The organism is Cellulophaga geojensis KL-A (assembly GCF_000568425.1).
Classification (GTDB): Bacteria; Bacteroidota; Bacteroidia; order Flavobacteriales; family Flavobacteriaceae; genus Cellulophaga; species Cellulophaga lytica.
Map to the genome: position 1 here is coordinate 1 of NZ_ARZX01000032.1, position 19852 is coordinate 19852.

Below are 19852 nucleotides of genomic sequence, written 5' to 3' on the forward strand. Positions count from 1 at the left end.
ACTGAAGAGTCTGCAGCAGAATAATAACAGACCATTTAATATATAAAAAGGCAACATACGTTAAAGTATGTTGCCTTTTTTGTTTAACATATGTTTTTTACCATTCATCTACATTAACTGTTTTTTTAAAGTGTAACAGCTTAATTTATAAGCAATAAGCTTCAAATTTGTACCAGATTACAGTTTTAACCCCAAATAAAAACAAGTAGTATGAGTGCTAAAATTATGAATGTAGACAATGAGATTAAAGGAGCTTTTTTTGTTATGGCACACACACCTAGTGTAGTATTTGATAAAAATATGGTGTTTTTAGATATGAATGAAGCTGCAATATCTACCCTAAATATTAAAAAAAGCGATTTTATAGGTAAATCTATTCTTGAAGCATTTCCTTATTTAGAAGGTACAGAAAGGTTAGAGGCTTATAAAAATGTTATAAAAACAGGAAAGCCAATAAGTCTAGACGAAATTTCTTTTTATACAGATGATAAAACTTTTGTTTTTATAGTTAGAGCTTTTAAAGTAGGGGAAGGGCTAGGAGTAACTACACTAGATATTACTAACCTAATAACCACAATAGATAAGCTAAAAGCAACACAGAATAATTTACAAATTGTAAATAAAAATTTAAAACTTAAAAATAAAGAGCTGGAAGAGTTCTCTTATGTTGCTGCACATGACTTAAGAGCTCCTTTAACCAATATGCAAAGCCTTTTTGGTATGTTAGAGTCTAGCAATGCTATAACAGATGAAGTAAAACCAATATTTGATAAGCTAAAATATGTTGGTAAACTTATGTGTGATAAGTTAAAGGCTTTAAACAATGTAATTGCCTTAAAATCTAATTTAGAAGACAAAAAAGAAAAAGTAATTTTTAAAGAAGTTGTAGCAAAAATAAAAGCAATACACTCAGAAAAAATAGTTACAAGTAGGGCAATAATAAAAGAAGATTTTACTGCTTTACCAACTATTAATTACAACCCTGTACAGTTTGATAGTATTTTGCATAACTTAATATCTAACGCTATAAAATATAAGCATCCTCGTAGAAAACCTATTATACACGTATCTACACATTTAGAAAACAATAAACCAGTTTTAATAATTAAAGATAACGGTTTGGGTTTTGATACTAGTAACGGAAAAAGTAAAGTATTTGGCTTATTTAAAAGAATGCACACACACGTAGAAGGCTTGGGCGTTGGACTTTATATTATACACTCAATTATTGTGGGTAATGGAGGCCAAATAGAAGTTGTAAGCGAAGAAAATAAAGGAACACAATTTAAAATATATTTTTAATGGAGAATAAAACAACCAACTTATGTAAAATTTTGCTAATTGAAGATGATGTAGTAACTAACTTTATAACTACTAGTAAATTAAACAACTTAGGATATAGTAATATAACAGCTGTAGAAAATGGTAAAGAAGCTATTGATTATTTAAAAGATAATAAGCCAGACTTAATTGTTTTAGATCTTAATATGCCTATTATGGATGGGTTTGAATTTATGGAGAGCAAAGAGCAAAATTGCATTTGTATGGGTGTGCCAATTGTAATTGTTACATCTTCTGGTAGGCCATCTGATAAAGAAAAAGCTAAAACGTTTTTAGATGTAATAAGCTATTTAGAAAAACCATTAAATTATGATAAGCTCCAAAAAATACTAATGTCTTTAAGGCAGTGCTTAAAATAATAAAAGCCTTGCTTGCAAGGCTTTTATTTGTGTTATCCTCTTCTTCGTTCTAATAAAATCATCATCATTAAGCCAAGCATTATACGGTCATCATCATCACTATCCATTTCTCCTTGTTTGCTTAATTCAAAATTTCTACCAAAAAATGAAGCAGACTTTTTTAGTTTAATAATTGGTTTTCCTTGGTTATCCTTAACCATATAAGAAGGGTTAAATAAATAACCTGTAAACATACCTAATATCGGAATCTCTCCGAGTACAGAGTCAAATACTTTAACCCAAGGGTTTTCTTCAGATATATTGTATTGTTGTTTTTGGTTTTCATCAATAATATCATAATGTGCTTTCCATATAGACCTCCAACCTTTACGAGCAACTTTACCAAATTCTTTGCCGTTTTCGTCTTTAAAGGCATATGCAGCAGAAAAATCTAACCACTTATCAGCTTTAATACTGTAATTAACTTTTGTTTTAGACTCGTTACTATAAATTTTAATTTCTTCTTTAAACTTAAACATCTTTTGTTTTACATAAGCTATTGTTTTACCAGTAGCATCTGTAGCTGTAAAATCATTAGAAAATGAAGATATTTTAAATTGAAACTTAACAGGAAATTGAATGTTTTGCATAAGAGTTTTTCTAATTTTTTTATGTTATATACAAGTAATATAACTCTTACATTCTTGTGTTATTGTAAATTAAAAAACCTTTAATCTTTTTCAATGTATTTATATGTGTGTTTGCTTTTTTTCCAGTCTATAAGTTTAGTTGGGTAGTATTTAACATTCATACGGTCTAAATAAGGTGCTTGGTTAGCTAATCTATTTTTATAATTTTCCCAATTTCTGTTTTCTTTTATGGTCCAGTTAAGCTCAGAGTAGCCAATAATTCTAGGAAAAGCTAAATATTCTAGCTCTTCAATATTGCTTATAGTCTCAGACCATAAAGGAGCTTCTATACCTAATACCTGTGCTTTAGGTAAGTTTTTTACAAAGGTTTCTGGTGTCCAGATATAAGCAGAATCTACAGGTATATAAGTTGCCCAAGTTAAACCGTGTTTAGACAAGGTATCATATTTCATATCTAAATAAGCTTTTTTAGCGGGAGACAAAATAATCTTCATACCCTTATCTAGCGCTAAGTTTGCATTTTTTTCGCTTCTCCAAAATTGAGCAACAGCATTGCTACTTATATCTGTAGTAGCAATTTCATCCCAACCAATTGGAGTTTTTCCGTGACTTTCTACAATTTTAGATACTTTTAAAATAAATTTTTTAAAATCCTTCTTTTTTGTAACGTGGCTTTCATCTCCTCCTAAATGAAAATAAGGGCCAGGAGAAATAGCAGAAATTTCTCTTACAACATCATCTACAAAAGCATAAACAATATCTTTATTTGTATCAAAAGTGCTAAAGCCTACACGCATACCGGTATAAACTTTAGGCGTTTTTCCGTTTCCGTTTAATTGCGGATATGCAACTGTAGCAGCGTTTGTGTGTCCTGGCATATCTATTTCTGGTACAATCATAATATGTCTCTCTGCGGCATAACGCACTAACTCTTTAAAATCTTCTTGGGTATAAAACCCTCCAGGGCCACCGCCAACTTCTGTGCTAGCTCCAATTTCTGTTAGTTTTGGCCAAGATTTAATTTCTATTCTCCAACCTTGGTCATCAGTTAAGTGCAAGTGCAGGGCATTAAATTTATAATATGCTAATACATCTAGGTATTTTTTTACGTCACCAACACTAAAAAAATGTCTGGCTACATCTAACATAGCACCTCTGTACTCGTAATTAGGTTGATCTAGTATTTTTCCGCTAGGTACAAGCCACATTTTATGGGTAGTAAGCGTATCATTACTTTCTTCTGGTATAATTTGTCTTAATGTTTGTATGCCTCTAAATGCACCAGCAGCTGTTTTAGCATTTATAATAATAGAATCTTGCGTAATATACATTTGGTAAGCTTCTTTACTTTTAAGTTCTAAACTATCTGTTTTATTAATGTATATAATTTTAGATGTCCCAGTATTTGTAGTGTTTACAGGAACCTCTAAATTAATTTTTGTGCTAATTTTATTAGATAAAAAAGAACCTACTTGCTCAAAACCAGAGTCATTAGAGGTATAAATTGCAGTGTTTTTGTCTAAACCAAAAGCACTATTGGTGGGAGTTATTTTTAATGGCAAGGGAACCATATTTTCTGCAGATAAATCTGTAGTTGGGTAGTTAATAATTACTCTTTTTTCTTGGCAAGCAACTATTAAAAAAATGCCAATAAGGGTTAATAGTGTTCTAAATAAGATAGAATTTTTCATTTAAATTGGTTAGTTAATATAGTTTGTAATTACATTTTGCCAAATTTGGTAGCCTTTGGCATTCATATGTAGGTTATCTGCTGTAAAAATATCTGTCTTTACCTTGTTACCATTAAGCATAGGTTTCCAGATATCTACATAACTAATATTTGGGTCTTTTTTAGCTATTCTCTTATATTTTCGGTTTAGCTTTTTGTAATTTCTTTTTAAGTGCCACCTTGCAATACTTGGTTTTACAGAAATTAGTACAATTTGTGTAGTTGTGTTTGCACTTTTTATTTTATTAATTATTTGTGTTAATTGTGATAGTATTAAACCACATTTTCTATTACCAGCAATATCATTATCACCTTCATAAATAAAAACTTGTTTAGGGTTGTAGGCCAATATTAAATCGTCTGTAAATAATAGTAAATCTTCTGTTGTAGAGCCACCAAAACCAGTGTTAATAATATTTTTATCCGGAAAATCTTCTTGTATAGTTTTCCAATATTTAATACTAGAGCTACCAGTAAAAACAATACTTGGTTGTTTGCTGTTACGTTTGTTATTGTATTTTTTTTGAAGCGTTTGTACTTCATTGTAAAAACGATGTGTTGTTTGGCTAAAGCCAAAAATTGAAGTAAGTAAAAATAAGGATAGTAAAATTCTCATATTTTCAAATATAATGTTAATATAACTTCTTTTTTTGTGTTATATGTGTATTTTTCGACAGGTAACATACAATACCCGATACACGTATTTATATAAACTCTGCAATGTTTTTAGTAGTGTAAAAAGTGAATTAATAACAAGCTCTTTATTAATTAATTACAGTTTGGTTCTTAACATTTTCTAAAAGAAAGTATTAACCATAAAAATAGCATTACTTTTGCATTTAATTTTAAGAACAGACTTTAATAAAAAGTTATGGTTCATCAATACTAATTTATGACATTTAAAAACTTAGGTTTATCTAATAATCTATTAAAAGCAATAGACAAAAAGGGGTATACAACTCCGTCTCCAATACAAGAAAAAGCAATACCGCCTGTTTTAGAAGGTAAAGATGTTTTGGCATCTGCACAAACAGGCACAGGTAAAACAGCAGGTTTTACTTTACCATTATTACATTTATTATCAGAACAAAAAACGTTAAGACATAGGCCAGTACGCGCTTTAATATTAACGCCAACAAGAGAATTAGCAGCGCAAATATTTGCTAACGTAAAAGAATATAGCGAGTTTTTAGATTTACGCTCCGCGGTAATTTTTGGTGGAGTAAACCAAAAACCACAAATAGCAAATTTAAAAAGAGGAATGGATGTTTTGGTGGCAACACCTGGGCGTTTACTAGATCTTCATAACCAACGATTTTTATCATTAGATAAAGTAGAAATTTTTGTGTTGGATGAAGCAGACCGTATGTTAGATATGGGTTTTTTGCGTGATATAGAACGCGTAATGAAGTTAATACCAGCAAAAAGACAAAATTTAATGTTTTCAGCAACTTTTTCTAAAGACATTAAAAAGCTAGCTCACGGTATTTTAAATAACCCTATACAGGTTGAAGCTACACCAGAAAATACAGCTGTAGAGGTAATTAAGCAAAAAGTTTACAGAGTAGCCAAAGGTAAAAAAACGGGCTTAATTATTAAGTTAATATCAGACGGCAATTGGCAACAAGTATTAGTGTTTACAAGAACAAAACACGGAGCAAATAACTTGTGTAAAAAAATGAGCTCAAAAGGTATTTCTGCAGCGGCTATACACGGTAACAAAAGTCAGGGTGCACGTACAAAAGCATTAGACGGATTTAAAAAAGGAACACTACGTGTGTTAGTAGCTACAGATATTGCTGCACGTGGTTTAGATATTCCTTTACTACCACACGTAATTAATTATGAAATTCCAAATATATCTGAGGACTATGTACACCGTATAGGTAGAACAGGTAGGGCAGGTGCAAGTGGTGAGGCAGTATCTTTAGTTAGTGCAGATGAAACCACGTATTTAAAAGATATTCAAAAATTAATAGGAATGCAAATTCCTGTAGAAATTGTAGAAGGTTTTGAGCCAGATCCTAATGCATCTACAAAACCAATTAAACAAGGACAACGTAATAATCGTTCTAGAAGTTCTAGCAGCAAGCCTAAAGGCGGAGCATCTAAAAACAATACTAGCAATAACCGTAGACCTAAACGTAATAATGACCGCAGGTCTAACAATAAACGCAATTAATAATAATGCAAAAGTCTAATGATCCTTTACACGGTGTAAAACTAGCAACTATTATAGATGAGCTGGTAGACTTTTATGGCTGGGAATATATGGGTAATACAGTTAATATACGCTGTTTTACCCATAGGCCAACAGTAAAATCTAGTCTTCATTTTTTACGCAGAACACCTTGGGCACGTACCAAAGTAGAGCAAATGTATTTACAGTTATTACAAGAAAAAGCAAAACAATAAGCAGGTGTTGCTTTTTGTTATTTAAAGCAAATTACTCTTGTTTTTTGTGCTTTTTAAAACGATAGTCTTTGTACTTTTACCAAAACTTTTTTTAGGATGAATTCTAGAAGTACACAATTAAAAGCTATAGATAGATTGCTTACCATAATGGAAGAATTGCGAGAGCAATGCCCTTGGGATAAAAAGCAAACCTTACAAACCTTACGCCACTTAACCATAGAAGAAACCTATGAGTTAGGTGATGCTATTTTAGACAATAATTTAGAAGAAGTTAAAAAAGAATTAGGAGATTTACTTTTACATATCGTTTTTTATGCTAAAATTGGTAGTGAAACTAATGATTTTGATATAGCTGATGTTGCAAATGAAATTTGTGACAAACTAATACATCGTCATCCTCATATTTATGGAGATGTTAAGGTAGAAGATGAAGAAGAGGTTAAGCGTAACTGGGAAAAACTAAAACTAAAAGAAGGAAAAAAAAGTGTTTTAGAGGGTGTTCCTAAAAGTTTGCCTGCATTAGTAAAAGCAAGTAGAATACAAGATAAAGTTGCCGGTGTAGGATTTGATTGGGAAGAGCCACAACAGGTATTTGAAAAAGTGCAGGAAGAACTAGCAGAGTTGCAAGAAGAAGTAAATGATGCTAACCAAGACAAAATAGAAGCAGAATTTGGGGATGTTTTGTTTTCTATGATTAATTACGCACGCTTTTTAAAGGTTAATCCAGAAGATGCGCTAGAACGTACAAACAAAAAGTTCATCAAAAGGTTTCAGTATTTAGAAACTAAGGCAAAAGAAATGGGTAAATCTTTGCAAGATATGACACTTGCAGAAATGGATGTTTTCTGGAACCAAGCAAAAAAAGAAAACTAATACTGCAGTAAGACCTATAATTATTTTAATTTCATTTTTTAAAGCATTCAAAAATTGAAACAATACACAAAAGAATTTAAATACAACTTAAAGCTAGCATTCCCAGTTATATTAGGCTTATTGGGGCACACATTTGTTGGTTTTGCAGATAATATTATGGTTGGGCAACTAGGTACAGCAGAGTTAGCAGCTGTATCTTTAGGTAATAGTTTTGTATTTATTGCAATGTCTTTAGGAATTGGTTTCTCTACAGCAATAACACCATTGGTAGCAGAGGCAGATGGCGCTAATAATGTAAAGGATGCTAAAAACGCACTAAAACACGGACTGTTGCTATGTACCGTTTTAGGCCTGTTTTTATTTGGAGTTATACTTTTAGGTAAACCATTAATGTATTTAATGAAACAACCGCCAGAGGTTGTAGAACTCGCTATTCCTTATTTAGATTTGGTAGCTTTTTCATTAGTGCCATTAGTGATTTTTCAAGCGTTTAAACAATTTTCAGATGGCTTATCGCAAACAAAATACCCTATGTACGTTACTTTAATTGGTAATGCTATAAACATACTATTAAACTACTTACTAATTTTTGGAAACTTTGGTTTTCCTGAACTAGGTATTATAGGAGCAGCCATTGGTACATTGGTATCTAGAATTTCTATGGTTGTTTTAATATGGGTAATGCTAAAACAAACTAAAAAGTTTCATAAATACGTTACGGGTTTCAATTTTAAAAAAATAGAAAACCAAATACTAAACAAAATTATGAAAATTGGTTTTCCTTCTGCATTGCAAATGTTTTTTGAAGTTGCCATATTTACAGCAGCTATATGGATAAGTGGTGTACTTGGTAAAAATCCACAGGCAGCAAACCAAATAGCATTAAACCTGTCTAGTATGACGTTTATGGTTGGTATGGGACTAGGAGTAGCTGCAATGGTACGTGTAGGTAACCAAAAAGGTTTAGGTAATTTTAAGGATTTGCGCAGAATGGCACAATCTATATTTTTGCTTACATTTTTATTAGAAGTTGTTTTTGCAACTTTATTCTTAATTTTTAGACATTGGTTGCCAACAGTGTATTTAGATGTTAATGATACAGCAAACATTGTAGATAATACAGAGGTTATTTTAATAGCAGCTCAATTACTATTAGTTGCAGCCTTTTTTCAAATTTCAGACGGACTGCAGGTTGTAGTGCTTGGTGCTTTACGTGGTTTGCAAGATGTTGCTATACCAACACTAATTACATTTATAGCCTATTGGTTAATAGGTTTTCCTATATGCTTTTATCTAGGCCTATATACTCCTTTAAAAAGTACAGGAATTTGGATTGGCTTATTGGCTGGCTTAACTGCATCTGCTTTTTTATTGTACATTAGATTTAACATACTAACAAAAAAATTAATACTTAATACAGAAGAATAATTATGGATTTTCCAAAGTTTTTATTGGGCGATAACACTGATTACCCAACAGCTATATTTATAATACATACAGATTACCCTAGGTTTATAATTAATTTAGAAGATGATGAGGTAGAGTGGTTAGAAGATTTTACAAAAGAAGATGAAGCAGAATTAACTGAAGAAGCAGAAAAGTTAATTGCTGAAGCTACTGCTTTTTATGATAGAGAAATTTCTCGTTACGAAGAATAAATTACAATTATGCTTGAAGAATTAATACAATACGATACTAATTTTTTTTTATACCTAAATAATTTAGGAACTAGCACTTGGGATGGTTTTTGGATGTTTGTTACCAATAAAAAAAGCTCTATACCATTGTATGCTGTGTTGTTATTTTTTACGTACAAGCAAGTTGGATTAAAAAAAACATTTTTAATATTAGTATCTGTAGGTATTTTAATAGGAGCTACAGACCAATTGGCTAATTTTTTTAAATATGGTATTGCGCGTTTAAGGCCTTGTCATAACCCAGACTTAGATGGTTTAGTACGTTTGGTAAAAAGTTCCTGTGGAGGTAAATACGGCTACTTTTCTGCACACGCAGCAAATTCTTTTGCTGTTGCAGTATTTTTTGGAAATGTACTTAAAGATAAATTTAAATACATAAAAGTACTGCTACTTACTTGGGCAGCATTTGTTGCCTACAGCAGAATATACATTGGTGTGCATTATACATTAGATGTTGCTACAGGTATTGTAATTGGTAGTTTTTTAGGTTTTGTTTTTTACAAACTGATGCAGCTAATGGCTGCAAAGTTAAAGCTATAATTAACTTTCTTTTTTAAATATAGAATTATTTAGCGGAGCTAAAAATATTAAAATAAATATAGCACCAAAAACTAGTTCGTAAACTTCCCAAGTTCTACCAGCTGGGTTGCTAACAACTAATGCTGTTGCAGTTAAAAAGGCAATGGTATGGTGCCATTTTACCATAGGAACAGCAAACGTATTTACCAGTTGTTTAAACCACTCTTTTTTTCTGTAAAGAATAGGGGACACAATTAAATACATAACCATTACAACCATAAGTAATTGACTAAATATTAGTTTGTTTACTTTGGTTTCTCCTACAACCATATTGTGTAAGTTGGTTTCTCCTTGTGCGTTATTCTCTATAAAAAACTCACTAGATTCTACACCAAGAATACGTTGGCCCCATGATACTTCTTCACCTGCTCCAAATAAAAACAAAATAGCAAAAAGTAATGTTCCTATTTTCCAGGTTATAGATTTTCCTTTAGATATTGTAATTAACCTGTATAAACAAATTAAACTAATAATAAACAGCATTAATGCAGTACCGTATTCTACAAGTCCGTCTTCTTGTGCATAATATGTGTCAAAAAATTCTTTGTCTGTTAGTCCAAAATACAAACCAATACTACATATTAAAAATAAGACTGCGTAAACTACTTTATCTATTGTTTTCATTTTATATTTTTTGCTAATAATCAAAGGTAATAATTGCCAATAAAAGGTGTGTTATACTTTGGTAAGATTTTAACTTTTATGTTTAGTTGCTTTTTTTGTAACGTTATAACTAATGTATTTATGCTTCATCCATAAATAGGCAAAACAATCTGCTAATGGGCCCAAAGACCTGTTCCAGAATCCAAATTTTGTTTTACCAGCAATTCTAGGAAAATGTTGTACCGGAATTTGTTTTACTTTTCCGTTTTGTAATAATATCATTGCGGGTAAAAATCTATGTAAACCATTAAAAAGTGGTATTTTTTTAGCGTAAGCGGTTTTAATAACTTTTAATGGGCAACCAGTATCTTCTACACCATCATTGGTAAAAAAACGTCTTATTTTGTTTGCTAGGCTAGATGACAATTTTTTAAAACCAGAATCTTTCCTGTTTGTTCTAATACCAGTAACTAAGTCGTATTCTGGTATATAATCTAAAAGTAAATTAAAATCTAACGGGCTTGTTTGTAAGTCTGCATCAATGTAACCAACAAGTTCTGTTGTAGCAGTATCAAAACCTGCTTTAATAGCAGCTGTTAAACCGTAATTTTTATCAAACTGTACAAAAGAAAAATGAGTGTTGTTAGCACATATTTGCTCTAGTAATGCTTGACTATTATCTGTAGAGCCATCATTTATAAATAAGACAGTTGTTTTTTTTAGAGCAACATTTAAGTAATTGTTAAGCTCTTTATCTAATCTAGCAATATTGTCTTCTTCATTGTAAATAGGTACAATTATAGTAAACTCGTGCGTCATAATATACAAACTAGCGGTTGGTATTACTTACTGTGTAAGTTTAATAATTTGTCTGCAGCAGTAAAAGGTGATGTTTTATTGTTTATAACAGCATCTATAGCAACTTGTAATTCTGCCTTTACACTTTTATTACTGTAAAACTGTTGTTTTAATTGGTCTTCAATGGTTTGTAATAGCCAATATTTATTTTGCTCTTGTCTTTTTTGTATAAAAAAGTTGTTTTTGGTGTTAATAGCAACATAGTTTGTTATTGTTTCCCAAACATCTGTAATACCAATATCTTCTAGAGCAGAACAAGCTAGCACTTTTGGTACCCAGCCATTATCTTGTGTTTTTAGTAAATGCAGAGCACGTGTAAACTCTACTCTTGCTTTTTTGGCACGTTGTACATTATCTCCGTCAGATTTATTAATCACAATAGCATCTGCCATTTCCATAATACCACGCTTAATACCTTGAAGCTCATCACCAGCACCGGCTAATTTTAATAAAAGAAAAAAGTCTACCATACTATGTACCGCAGTTTCACTTTGGCCAACACCAACTGTTTCAATTAAAATAACATTATAGCCGGCAGCTTCACAAAGTACAATGGTTTCTCTTGTTTTACGGGCAACACCACCTAAAGAGCTGCCAGACGGAGATGGTCTAATAAATGCATTTTCGTCTTTTACAAGTTCTTCCATTCGTGTTTTATCACCCAAAATACTACCTTTTGTAACAGTACTTGTTGGGTCTACAGCTAAAACAGCAACTTTATTACCTTGGGCAGTAAGTTTTTTTCCAAAGCGTTCTATAAAAGTACTTTTACCAACGCCAGGTACACCAGTTATACCAATTCTAATACTGTTAGTTTTGTGTAGTAAACAACGCTCTATAATTTCATTAGCTTGTTTAGTGTGTGTACTGTTGGTGCTCTCTATAAGTGTAATAGCTCTACTTAAAGCTGTTTTATTACCACTTAAAATACCATTGGTTAAGTTTTCTGTAGAGGGTAATTCTCTTCTAAATTTTTTAATTTTAGAAGCACTTTGGTTACTTATATTTTTATTTGTGTTCAATATTACTTGCTAATAGGTACGTTAACTTTGGTTTTATCCCAAGCTAAAGTTAAGTACGGTTGTTCTTTGTCTTCAAAGTTAATGGTAAATCTTTCTTTAACCGAATCTAATTTTGTTACAGGTACAGTTACTGTTACAATATCTTGTTTTGCATTTCTGGTAGTTTCTGCTCCACCGCTTAAAATTGTAACTCCCCAATCTGGAACTTCTTTATTAAAAATAATATCCCAACTGTCTTTATTTGGTTTAGACCAGATAGAATATGTGCCAGCAGGTAAGTTTTTACCATCTACTTTAATAGCAGAAGTGGTTTTAAAAGTAGTAGGTTCATTAGCACCAGTTCTCCAAACTTTGTTATACGGTACAAGCGAACCAAAAATTGGTCTGTCTTTTTTAGAAGGGCTACAATAAACTACGTTTAAATTGTAACCGTCTTTATTATATGTTACAGTTGCTTCCGGACTAAATTTTTTAGTTTGGTCTTTCATCATTGGTAACCCAACAAAAATTGTAAGTAGTCCTAACACCACTACTGTAACAATCATCCATTGTATAACTTTCATATTGTGGTTGTTTTTTTAGGTTTTTCTCTAAGTTACTAAATCTTGCTTAATTAAGAACTGCTTAATTTGTACTTTAACCAGTATATTATATAAAGTGTAAAATTGCTTTAATTTAATAGGGATTGCTACAAAAAAACAAAAATAATTTATGTTTTTGCAACATCAGTAATTTTGTATCGTCTTTTAAATAACAAACTAAACCTAATACAAGAAAAAATTAATGTCTACTGCTGATATTATTAAAAAATGCAAAACAAATAACCGTAAAGCACAAATGCAGCTTTATAAGCAATACTGTAATGGTATGTATTGTGTGGCTATGCGTTTTTTAAAAAATGAAGACGATGCAGAAGATGTAGTTCAAGAGGCATTTATTAATGCTTTTGAAAAAATACACCAGTATAGAGGAGAAGTAACCTTTGGTGCTTGGCTTAAAAAAATTGTAGTACACAAATGTTTAGATTTTATAAAAGTTAAAAAAGATAAATATGTAGCCTTAACAGAAACTAGTTTAAGAGTGGTAGAAGATGATGATTGGTTGGTAGAAGATACGGTAACTCTGCAGCAAATAAAGTTTGCAATAGCTCAGCTACCAAGCAAATACCAATGTGTGGTACAATTATATTTAATTGAAGGATATGACCACTCAGAAACATCTGGAATATTAGATATTACTGAGTCTGCCTGTAGAACACGCTTGTTAAGAGGTAAAGGCTTGTTAAAAGAACTTTTAAAAGAGAAAAGATATGGGACAGGATCTTAGAGAAATATTTAAGAAAGAAAGAGCAAAGCAAAAGCACAACTTAAAAGATGGGCATATGGCTAGGTTTGAAGATAAACTTAACCAAACTATGCCTGCTACACAAAAATATACTGCAAAATTTAGGTATAAAGTAGCTGCTAGTGTACTATTAATGCTAACTATATCTTTGCTTATTTATGTTGCAAAAACCAAGAACACTCCTGTGCAACCAACTATTGTAGATACTGAAAAGGTAACCAAAAGCAAAGATGGGATAACCCTAGGGGCATTATCTCCTGATTTAAAAAAAATAGAAGATTATTATAAAGTAAATATAAATTTAGAGTTGGCACAGTTGCAAGTGTCTAACGATAATAAAACATTGGTAGATAGTTATATGGAGCGCTTAGCGGAGTTGCATAAAGAATACCAAGAACTTAATACAGAGTTAAACACCATTGGGCCTAATGATCAATTAATTTCTGCTTTAATTAACAATTTGCAATTGCGTTTGCAGTTGCTACAAAAACTAAGAAAAAAGTTAAACGAATTAAAAAGCACCCAAAATGAAACAATTAATGTATAAGAGTATGGCAGTTTTAGCACTGTTGATAAATGTAGGTTTGTACGCTCAAAAACAAACAAAAAAAATTAAAGAAGTTTTTAATGTAGATAAAAACGCCGTTTTAGATTTAGATACCAACAATGCAGATATTGAGTTTGATACCTGGAACAAGAACGTAATACAAATAGAAGCTACAATAGAGGTTGAAGGAATGACTGCAGATGAAGCAGAAAAGTATTTTATTCGTAATAAAATGGATATCCTAGGAAACTCTAGTAAAGTAACTGTATCTACCGGAGGTAACAAATTTTTTAGTAAAACAACCAGCTTTGCAAATGCATATCCAGTACATTTTAATACCTCTAATTTTCCTGCTAGAGTATCTTTTGATATGGATACTATTAGGGTGGACTCTATAGTTCTAGATTTTGATTTAAAAGACGTAAAATTTGCAGACTTTGATTATGAAGAATATCAAAAAGGAGGTAAAGAGTATATACAAAAGTGGCAAAAAGAGTTTCAAAAAGATATGGGAGCTAAAAACGAAGCTGAAATAAAAAAATGGGTAGCAGAAGTTAAAAAAAAGGCAGAAATTACTCAGAAACAAGCAAAAATTATAAGAGAGAAGCATAAGGAGATTGCTGAAAAACATAAGCTAATAGCAGAAAAGGTAAAAGCTAAAGTTTTAAAAGCACAGCAAAACGGAGATGTATTTTATATGGACTCCAATGAGTTTTATACTAGTCCAAATACATTTTACATTTCTAAAGGTGGTGATACTAAAAGCTTAAAAGTTAAAAAAACTATTAAGATTAAAATGCCTAAATCTGCAACCATAAAAATGGATGTACGCCACGGTAAAGTAAAACTAGCTGAGAATACTACAAATATAAACGCAAACTTGTCTTATGCAAGTTTGCTAGCTACAACAATAAATGGAGATAAGACGTATGTAAATGCGTCTTATTCTCCTGTATATGTTAGTAATTGGAACGTAGGACAACTAAAAACTAGTTATACTAAAGCTATAGATTTAAAAACAGTTAATGAGCTTACTTTAAGTGCTGTTTCATCAAACATTACAATTAATGAGTTGTTAAAGTCAGCTTTTATTACAAACGATTTTGGTGATGTAGAAATAAACTCAGTTTCTTCAAGTTTTGAGGATCTAGATGTAACCATAACTAATGGTAATTTAAATGCATCCTTACCAAAATCATCTTATTCAATATATGTAAAGGGCAAGTCATCTAAAGTAGCTTTGCCTGTAGGTTTATCAGTAAATAAGTCTGTAAATCAGAATATAATAGTACACAAAGGATTTAATGCATCTAATAACACAAAAAAATCTGTTAATATAAATGCATCTTACAGTGATGTTGTTTTAAAATGAAGCCAATCTTTAATGAGAGTCTTTTTTTAATAACTCTGGAAATTTACTTTTAAACCTATTTAGCCTAGGTATAGATACATTTTTAATGTACGGGTTGTTAGGATGTTTTTTTTCGTAATCTTGGTGGTAGTCTTCTGCCTTGTAAAAAGTTGTAAATGGAGTTATTTCTGTTACAATTTTAGAGCTAAATACTTTTTCTTTAGTAAGCTTAGCTATATAGTCTGTTATAATTTTTTGTTCTTGCTTGTTTTTGTAAAAAGCAATAGATCTATATTGTGTGCCTTTATCTGGTCCTTGGCGGTTTAATGTTGTTGGGTCTTGAGATCCAAAAAAAACTTTAACTAAGGTAGCATAACTAACTTGTTTTGGGTTGTAGTAAACAACAACAGCTTCTGCGTGTGTGCTATTACCACTACCTACTTGCTCGTAAGTAGGATTTTTTTCTTTACCTCCTGCATAGCCAGATATTACTTCCTTAACACCTTTAACACTCTCAAAAACAGCTTCTACACACCAAAAGCAACCACTTGCAAAATAGGCAGTTTCATAAGAGCTTAAATCCTGAATAACTGTTTTTGTCTCTGCTTTGGCCTCTGTACTAGTTTCTTTTTTTGTATTGTTTTTAGATGAACAACTTGTAGATATTAATATAGTGCTTAGTAATAATGCAACTTTAACTATTCTCATAAATTTTCTTTTTAATAAATTAGTGCGCTACTTTTAAATATACTTACAAGGGTACATCTATTTTAAAAATACATTAACATTTTATTTATGCAAAATACAGCAAATTTTTTGCAATCTGTAACTACAGGTTTTACTTCTATTATAAATACAACTAATTTAAAAGACAGTTATATTCCTGTGGACTTATCTACCGGTAATAAAGAGTTAGATAAGGTAGATATTACCAGGGCAAATGAATGTGAAGCGTATATTAAGCAGCAATTAGAACTTAAAAAAGGAACAGTTGCTTTTGGTGGGTATTTAGAAAAAAGAAATCTATATGCTAATAATGAAAACTTTGCTAAACAAAGTAGTGATGTACGTAATATACATTTGGGTGTAGATTTTTGGGCAGATGCTGGTGCAGAAGTTATAGTGCCTGTAAGTGGAGTAGTGCATAGTTTTAAAAATAATAATGTATTTGGAGATTACGGACCTACAATAATATTAGAACACACAATATATAAACAAACATTTTTTACTTTATACGGACACTTGTCTGTTTCTTCATTAAACAATATATATATTGGTAAAGAGATTGTACAGGGTACTGTTTTGGCAACTTTAGGTACTGCTGAGGTCAATGTAGGTTATGCACCACATTTACATTTTCAGCTTATAATGGATATAAAAGACTTTAAGGGAGATTATCCAGGAGTTTGTACCAAAAAAGATTTAGCTTATTATGCGCAAAATTGTCCTAATCCAAACTTGCTGTTAAAAATATAAATGTCTTTATTTAAGATTAAGTGCACTTAATTTCGATTAGAGGATTTTAGCTTAATTTCAGTCATCGAAGATTTTTTACACTTTATCATAAATTTTGTCAAACACCTAAAAATAAGGGTGTTTAAGCGATTTAGATTTCTGTAACTTTAAGTTGGTAGTAATTTTACATCAACAAACAAAGTTACTATGAAAGCAATTATCACTTTATTATTCATTATTACAGTAGGCGTTACAGCACAGGCACAAGAAGCTAAAGTTGCTCCTGTTTTAAAAATGGAAACTACAGAGGTAAAAGCTACAGTAGTGAAAAAAGAAGCTGTACAACAAGAAACTAAAGTTGCACGTTTATATAAGTTTAAAAACTCTAAAATTAAAAAAGCATTATCTTTTTCTACAAAACGTGGAAAGTCTAAAATTGCTTAATTCAATTACGTTACTCTTAGTTTTTATTATTCATTTATTTTTTTTAGGTTGATATATAGTGTGTTTATCGATAAAATGCATAAAATACCGTTAATTGGTTTTACGGTGTATTTATAGGATTTACGGTGAACGTTACCAGTATTTACTTTATTACCACTCGTCTATAGTTAAGAGATACTCATCTGTAAATGTTAATTTTGGGTATATGTGGTAAGTAGCTTTGTAAAACAAAACAAAAATATTATGAAAGCTATTATCACTTTATTATTCGTTATTACATTAGGATTAACTGCACAAGCACAAGAAGCTAAAACTACAGCTGTATTAAATATAGAAACTACAGAAGCTAAAATTACAGAAATTAAAAAAGACGTTGTTAAAGAAAAAGTTGAGGTTGCACGTTTATACAAGTTTAAAAATTCTAAAATTAAAAAAGCATTAACTTTTGTTATTAAAAAGGCTAAGACTAAAGTGGCGTAATAAGCGTAGACTATATTTTTGTTTTTATATCTCCTTATTTATTTTTTTCTTTCTGCACAATATCAGTTGTAATACACTTAATTTCGATTAGAGGATTTTAGCTTAATTTCAGTCATCGAAGATTTTTTACACTTTATCATAAATTTTGTCAAACACCTAAAAATAAGGGTGTTTAAGCGATTTAGATTTAGTAGCCCTTAGCTTGATAGTAATTTTACAGTATCAAAACTAAGTTACTATGAAAGCAATTATCACTTTATTATTCATTATTACAGTAGGCGTTACAGCACAGGCACAAGAAGCTAAAGTTGCTCCTGTTTTAAAAATGGAAACTACAGAGGTAAAAGCTACAGTAGTGAAAAAAGAAGCTGTACAACAAGAAACTAAAGTTGCACGTTTATATAAGTTTAAAAACTCTAAAATTAAAAAAGCATTATCTTTTTCTACAAAACGTGGAAAGTCTAAAATTGCTTAATTCAATTACGTTACTCTTAGTTTTTATTATTCATTTATTTTTTTTAGGTTGATATATAGTGTGTTTATCGATAAAATGCATAAAATACCGTTAATTGGTTTTACGGTGTATTTATAGGATTTACGGTGAACGTTACCAGTATTTACTTTATTACCACTCGTCTATAGTTAAGAGATACTCATCTGTAAATGTTAATTTTGGGTATATGTGGTAAGTAGCTTTGTAAAACAAAACAAAAATATTATGAAAGCTATTATCACTTTATTATTCGTTATTACATTAGGATTAACTGCACAAGCACAAGAAGCTAAAACTACAGCTGTATTAAATATAGAAACTACAGAAGCTAAAATTACAGAAATTAAAAAAGACGTTGTTAAAGAAAAAGTTGAGGTTGCACGTTTATACAAGTTTAAAAATTCTAAAATTAAAAAAGCATTAACTTTTGTTATTAAAAAGGCTAAGACTAAAGTGGCGTAATAAGCGTAGACTATATTTTTGTTTTTATATCTCCTTATTTATTTTTTTCTTTCTGCACAATATCAGTTGTAATACACTTAATTTCGATTAGCTGATTTTAGCTTAATTTCAGTCATCGAAGATTTTTTACACTTTATCATAAATTTTGTCAAACACCTAAAAATAAGGGTGTTTAAGCGATTTAGATTTCTGTAACTTTAAGTTGGTAGTAATTTTACATCAACAAACAAAGTTACTATGAAAGCAATTATCACTTTATTATTCATTATTACAGTAGGCGTTACAGCACAGGCACAAGAAGCTAAAGTTACTCCTGTTTTAAAAATGGAAACTACAGAGATAAAAGCTGCAGTAGTAAAAAAAGAAGCTGTACAACAAGAAACTAAAGTTGCACGTTTGTATAAGTTTAAAAACTCTAAAGTTAAAAAAGCATTATCTTTTTCTACAAAGCGTAGCAAGTCTAAAATTGCTTAATGTAAAGTAATTTATAACTGATTGTTAAATAGTGTTTTAGTTTTTATTAAATCGTTAAAGTGTATCTTTTTTGAGATAAAGTGCTTGTAAAGGTAAATACTATTATTTTTTAATAGGTAGTTCATCTAAGTTATTGCAAGTCAACGATAAAAAAGTGTTTTTAAACGAGTATGAAAAAACTTGGAATGATAAGCGTTGTAATTTTATAGGAAACAAAAACCTATTTATGAAAACTTTAGTTACCTTATCTTTAATTTTATGTGTTGGTTTATCTGTACAAGCACAAAAAACTAAAAAGTTGCCTATAAAAAAAGTTGAAGTAGAGAAAATAGCTTCAATTGTAAAAGGGTCTACAGTTTTAAATAATACAAAACAGAATAGCGTTGCACGTTTGTATTTAATTAAAAATGCAAATATTATTAAAGCGTTATCTTTTGAGACAAAAGCAAATAAAGCAAAATTAGTTTAATTATGATATATATAACTTTAATTACAATAGCAGCTATTACAATTGGTTTGTTATTTAATAATAAACCAAAAGTGCGTGCAATTAAAGTTCCTGTACGTAACAAAAGCATAAAAAAGTAACTAACAACAATTGCAGTTATAACTGCGTATAAATAAAAAAGCAGCTCTTAAAAGAGCTGCTTTTTTTATGTTTAATAGTGTCCCGTCCTAACATAGCGATACACTAAAA

The 19852-nt window shown here is 30.5% G+C and carries 26 protein-coding genes; 18 read left to right on the top strand and 8 right to left on the bottom strand.

Annotated elements, in window-relative coordinates:
• Nucleotides 1-210: 210 nt before the first annotated feature.
• Together KLA_RS16240 and KLA_RS16245 are read left to right on the top strand one after the other, a co-directional pair.
• Nucleotides 211-1302, top strand: coding sequence for an ATP-binding protein (locus KLA_RS16240; protein ID WP_034647081.1), 1092 nt, complete (start codon nt 211-213; stop codon nt 1300-1302).
• Nucleotides 1302-1700 carry a response regulator gene (locus tag KLA_RS16245; RefSeq protein ID WP_013619650.1) on the top strand — a complete coding sequence of 133 codons (399 nt, stop codon included), beginning with the start codon at nt 1302-1304 and terminating at the stop codon, nt 1698-1700. Before KLA_RS16240 ends, KLA_RS16245 begins: the two co-directional genes overlap by 1 nt.
• 32 nt (nt 1701-1732) lie before the next feature.
• Here KLA_RS16245 and KLA_RS16250 read toward each other — a convergent pair whose 3' ends face one another.
• From KLA_RS16250 to KLA_RS16260, 3 genes are all read right to left on the bottom strand, one after another.
• Nucleotides 1733-2329 carry a hypothetical protein gene (locus KLA_RS16250; RefSeq protein ID WP_013619649.1) on the bottom strand — a complete coding sequence of 199 codons (597 nt, stop codon included), beginning with the start codon at nt 2327-2329 and terminating at the stop codon, nt 1733-1735.
• 80 nt (nt 2330-2409) lie between these two features.
• A complete protein-coding gene (locus KLA_RS16255; RefSeq protein ID WP_034647083.1) occupies nt 2410-4020 on the bottom strand; it encodes a family 20 glycosylhydrolase in 1611 nt (536 codons plus the stop codon).
• Nucleotides 4021-4029: 9 nt separating this feature from the next.
• Nucleotides 4030-4674 (bottom strand): GDSL-type esterase/lipase family protein, encoded by a 645-nt coding sequence (locus KLA_RS16260; protein ID WP_034647085.1) that lies wholly within the window; start codon nt 4672-4674, stop codon nt 4030-4032.
• Between the two features lie 276 nt (nt 4675-4950).
• On the opposite strand from KLA_RS16260, the gene KLA_RS16265 reads away from it, so the two are divergent.
• The 6 genes from KLA_RS16265 to KLA_RS16290 all read left to right on the top strand — a co-directional run bounded on the left by KLA_RS16265 (nt 4951) and on the right by KLA_RS16290 (nt 9583).
• Entirely contained in the window at nt 4951-6240 is a 1290-nt protein-coding gene (locus tag KLA_RS16265) for a DEAD/DEAH box helicase (protein ID WP_034647087.1), read from the top strand.
• A 5-nt stretch (nt 6241-6245) separates the two neighbouring features.
• Nucleotides 6246-6473 carry a VF530 family DNA-binding protein gene (locus KLA_RS16270; protein WP_034647089.1) on the top strand — a complete coding sequence of 76 codons (228 nt, stop codon included), beginning with the start codon at nt 6246-6248 and terminating at the stop codon, nt 6471-6473.
• Nucleotides 6474-6569: 96 nt separating this feature from the next.
• Nucleotides 6570-7346 carry a nucleoside triphosphate pyrophosphohydrolase gene (gene mazG, locus KLA_RS16275; protein WP_013619644.1) on the top strand — a complete coding sequence of 259 codons (777 nt, stop codon included), beginning with the start codon at nt 6570-6572 and terminating at the stop codon, nt 7344-7346.
• Nucleotides 7347-7400: 54 nt separating this feature from the next.
• Entirely contained in the window at nt 7401-8774 is a 1374-nt protein-coding gene (locus tag KLA_RS16280; protein WP_013619643.1) for an MATE family efflux transporter, read from the top strand.
• 2 nt (nt 8775-8776) lie between these two features.
• Entirely contained in the window at nt 8777-9004 is a 228-nt protein-coding gene (locus tag KLA_RS16285) for a hypothetical protein (RefSeq protein ID WP_013619642.1), read from the top strand.
• Between the two features lie 9 nt (nt 9005-9013).
• On the top strand, nt 9014-9583 hold the full coding sequence (locus KLA_RS16290; protein ID WP_013619641.1) for a phosphatase PAP2 family protein: 570 nt from the start codon (nt 9014-9016) through the stop codon (nt 9581-9583).
• On the opposite strand, the gene KLA_RS16295 is transcribed toward KLA_RS16290, so the two are convergent.
• The 4 genes from KLA_RS16295 to KLA_RS16310 form a co-directional block, all read right to left on the bottom strand.
• Entirely contained in the window at nt 9584-10246 is a 663-nt protein-coding gene (locus tag KLA_RS16295) for a hypothetical protein (protein WP_013619640.1), read from the bottom strand. It lies immediately after the preceding gene.
• 69 nt (nt 10247-10315) lie between these two features.
• A complete protein-coding gene (locus tag KLA_RS16300) occupies nt 10316-11044 on the bottom strand; it encodes a glycosyltransferase (protein WP_013619639.1) in 729 nt (242 codons plus the stop codon).
• A gap of 23 nt (nt 11045-11067) precedes the next feature.
• Nucleotides 11068-12105, bottom strand: coding sequence for a methylmalonyl Co-A mutase-associated GTPase MeaB (gene meaB, locus KLA_RS16305; RefSeq protein ID WP_013619638.1), 1038 nt, complete (start codon nt 12103-12105; stop codon nt 11068-11070).
• 2 nt (nt 12106-12107) lie between these two features.
• A complete protein-coding gene (locus tag KLA_RS16310) occupies nt 12108-12668 on the bottom strand; it encodes a DUF2911 domain-containing protein (RefSeq protein WP_034647091.1) in 561 nt (186 codons plus the stop codon).
• Between the two features lie 220 nt (nt 12669-12888).
• On the opposite strand from KLA_RS16310, the gene KLA_RS16315 reads away from it, so the two are divergent.
• Genes KLA_RS16315 through KLA_RS16325 form a run of 3 tightly spaced genes read left to right on the top strand, consistent with a single transcriptional unit; the run spans nt 12889 to nt 15368 of the window.
• Complete coding sequence (locus KLA_RS16315; RefSeq protein WP_034647093.1) at nt 12889-13431, top strand: RNA polymerase sigma factor; 543 nt, start codon at nt 12889-12891, stop codon at nt 13429-13431.
• Nucleotides 13415-13996, top strand: coding sequence for a hypothetical protein (locus tag KLA_RS16320; protein WP_034647095.1), 582 nt, complete (start codon nt 13415-13417; stop codon nt 13994-13996). Before KLA_RS16315 ends, KLA_RS16320 begins: the two co-directional genes overlap by 17 nt.
• Nucleotides 13977-15368 (top strand): hypothetical protein, encoded by a 1392-nt coding sequence (locus KLA_RS16325; protein WP_034647097.1) that lies wholly within the window; start codon nt 13977-13979, stop codon nt 15366-15368. Before KLA_RS16320 ends, KLA_RS16325 begins: the two co-directional genes overlap by 20 nt.
• 9 nt (nt 15369-15377) lie before the next feature.
• Here KLA_RS16325 and msrA read toward each other — a convergent pair whose 3' ends face one another.
• Nucleotides 15378-16055, bottom strand: coding sequence for a peptide-methionine (S)-S-oxide reductase MsrA (gene msrA, locus KLA_RS16330; RefSeq protein ID WP_034647099.1), 678 nt, complete (start codon nt 16053-16055; stop codon nt 15378-15380).
• Between the two features lie 87 nt (nt 16056-16142).
• Between msrA and KLA_RS16335 the strand changes: the two genes are divergently transcribed.
• The 7 genes from KLA_RS16335 to KLA_RS16365 all read left to right on the top strand — a co-directional run bounded on the left by KLA_RS16335 (nt 16143) and on the right by KLA_RS16365 (nt 19624).
• Nucleotides 16143-16823 (top strand): peptidoglycan DD-metalloendopeptidase family protein, encoded by a 681-nt coding sequence (locus tag KLA_RS16335; RefSeq protein WP_034647101.1) that lies wholly within the window; start codon nt 16143-16145, stop codon nt 16821-16823.
• Between the two features lie 186 nt (nt 16824-17009).
• Nucleotides 17010-17246, top strand: coding sequence for a hypothetical protein (locus tag KLA_RS16340; RefSeq protein WP_034647103.1), 237 nt, complete (start codon nt 17010-17012; stop codon nt 17244-17246).
• Between the two features lie 243 nt (nt 17247-17489).
• Nucleotides 17490-17726 carry a hypothetical protein gene (locus KLA_RS16345; RefSeq protein ID WP_013619630.1) on the top strand — a complete coding sequence of 79 codons (237 nt, stop codon included), beginning with the start codon at nt 17490-17492 and terminating at the stop codon, nt 17724-17726.
• A 238-nt stretch (nt 17727-17964) separates the two neighbouring features.
• Nucleotides 17965-18201 carry a hypothetical protein gene (locus tag KLA_RS16350; RefSeq protein ID WP_034647103.1) on the top strand — a complete coding sequence of 79 codons (237 nt, stop codon included), beginning with the start codon at nt 17965-17967 and terminating at the stop codon, nt 18199-18201.
• A 243-nt stretch (nt 18202-18444) separates the two neighbouring features.
• Nucleotides 18445-18681 (top strand): hypothetical protein, encoded by a 237-nt coding sequence (locus KLA_RS16355; RefSeq protein ID WP_013619630.1) that lies wholly within the window; start codon nt 18445-18447, stop codon nt 18679-18681.
• 237 nt (nt 18682-18918) lie between these two features.
• Nucleotides 18919-19155, top strand: coding sequence for a hypothetical protein (locus KLA_RS16360; protein WP_013619629.1), 237 nt, complete (start codon nt 18919-18921; stop codon nt 19153-19155).
• A 226-nt stretch (nt 19156-19381) separates the two neighbouring features.
• Complete coding sequence (locus KLA_RS16365; protein WP_034647105.1) at nt 19382-19624, top strand: hypothetical protein; 243 nt, start codon at nt 19382-19384, stop codon at nt 19622-19624.
• Nucleotides 19625-19852: the final 228 nt, after the last annotated feature.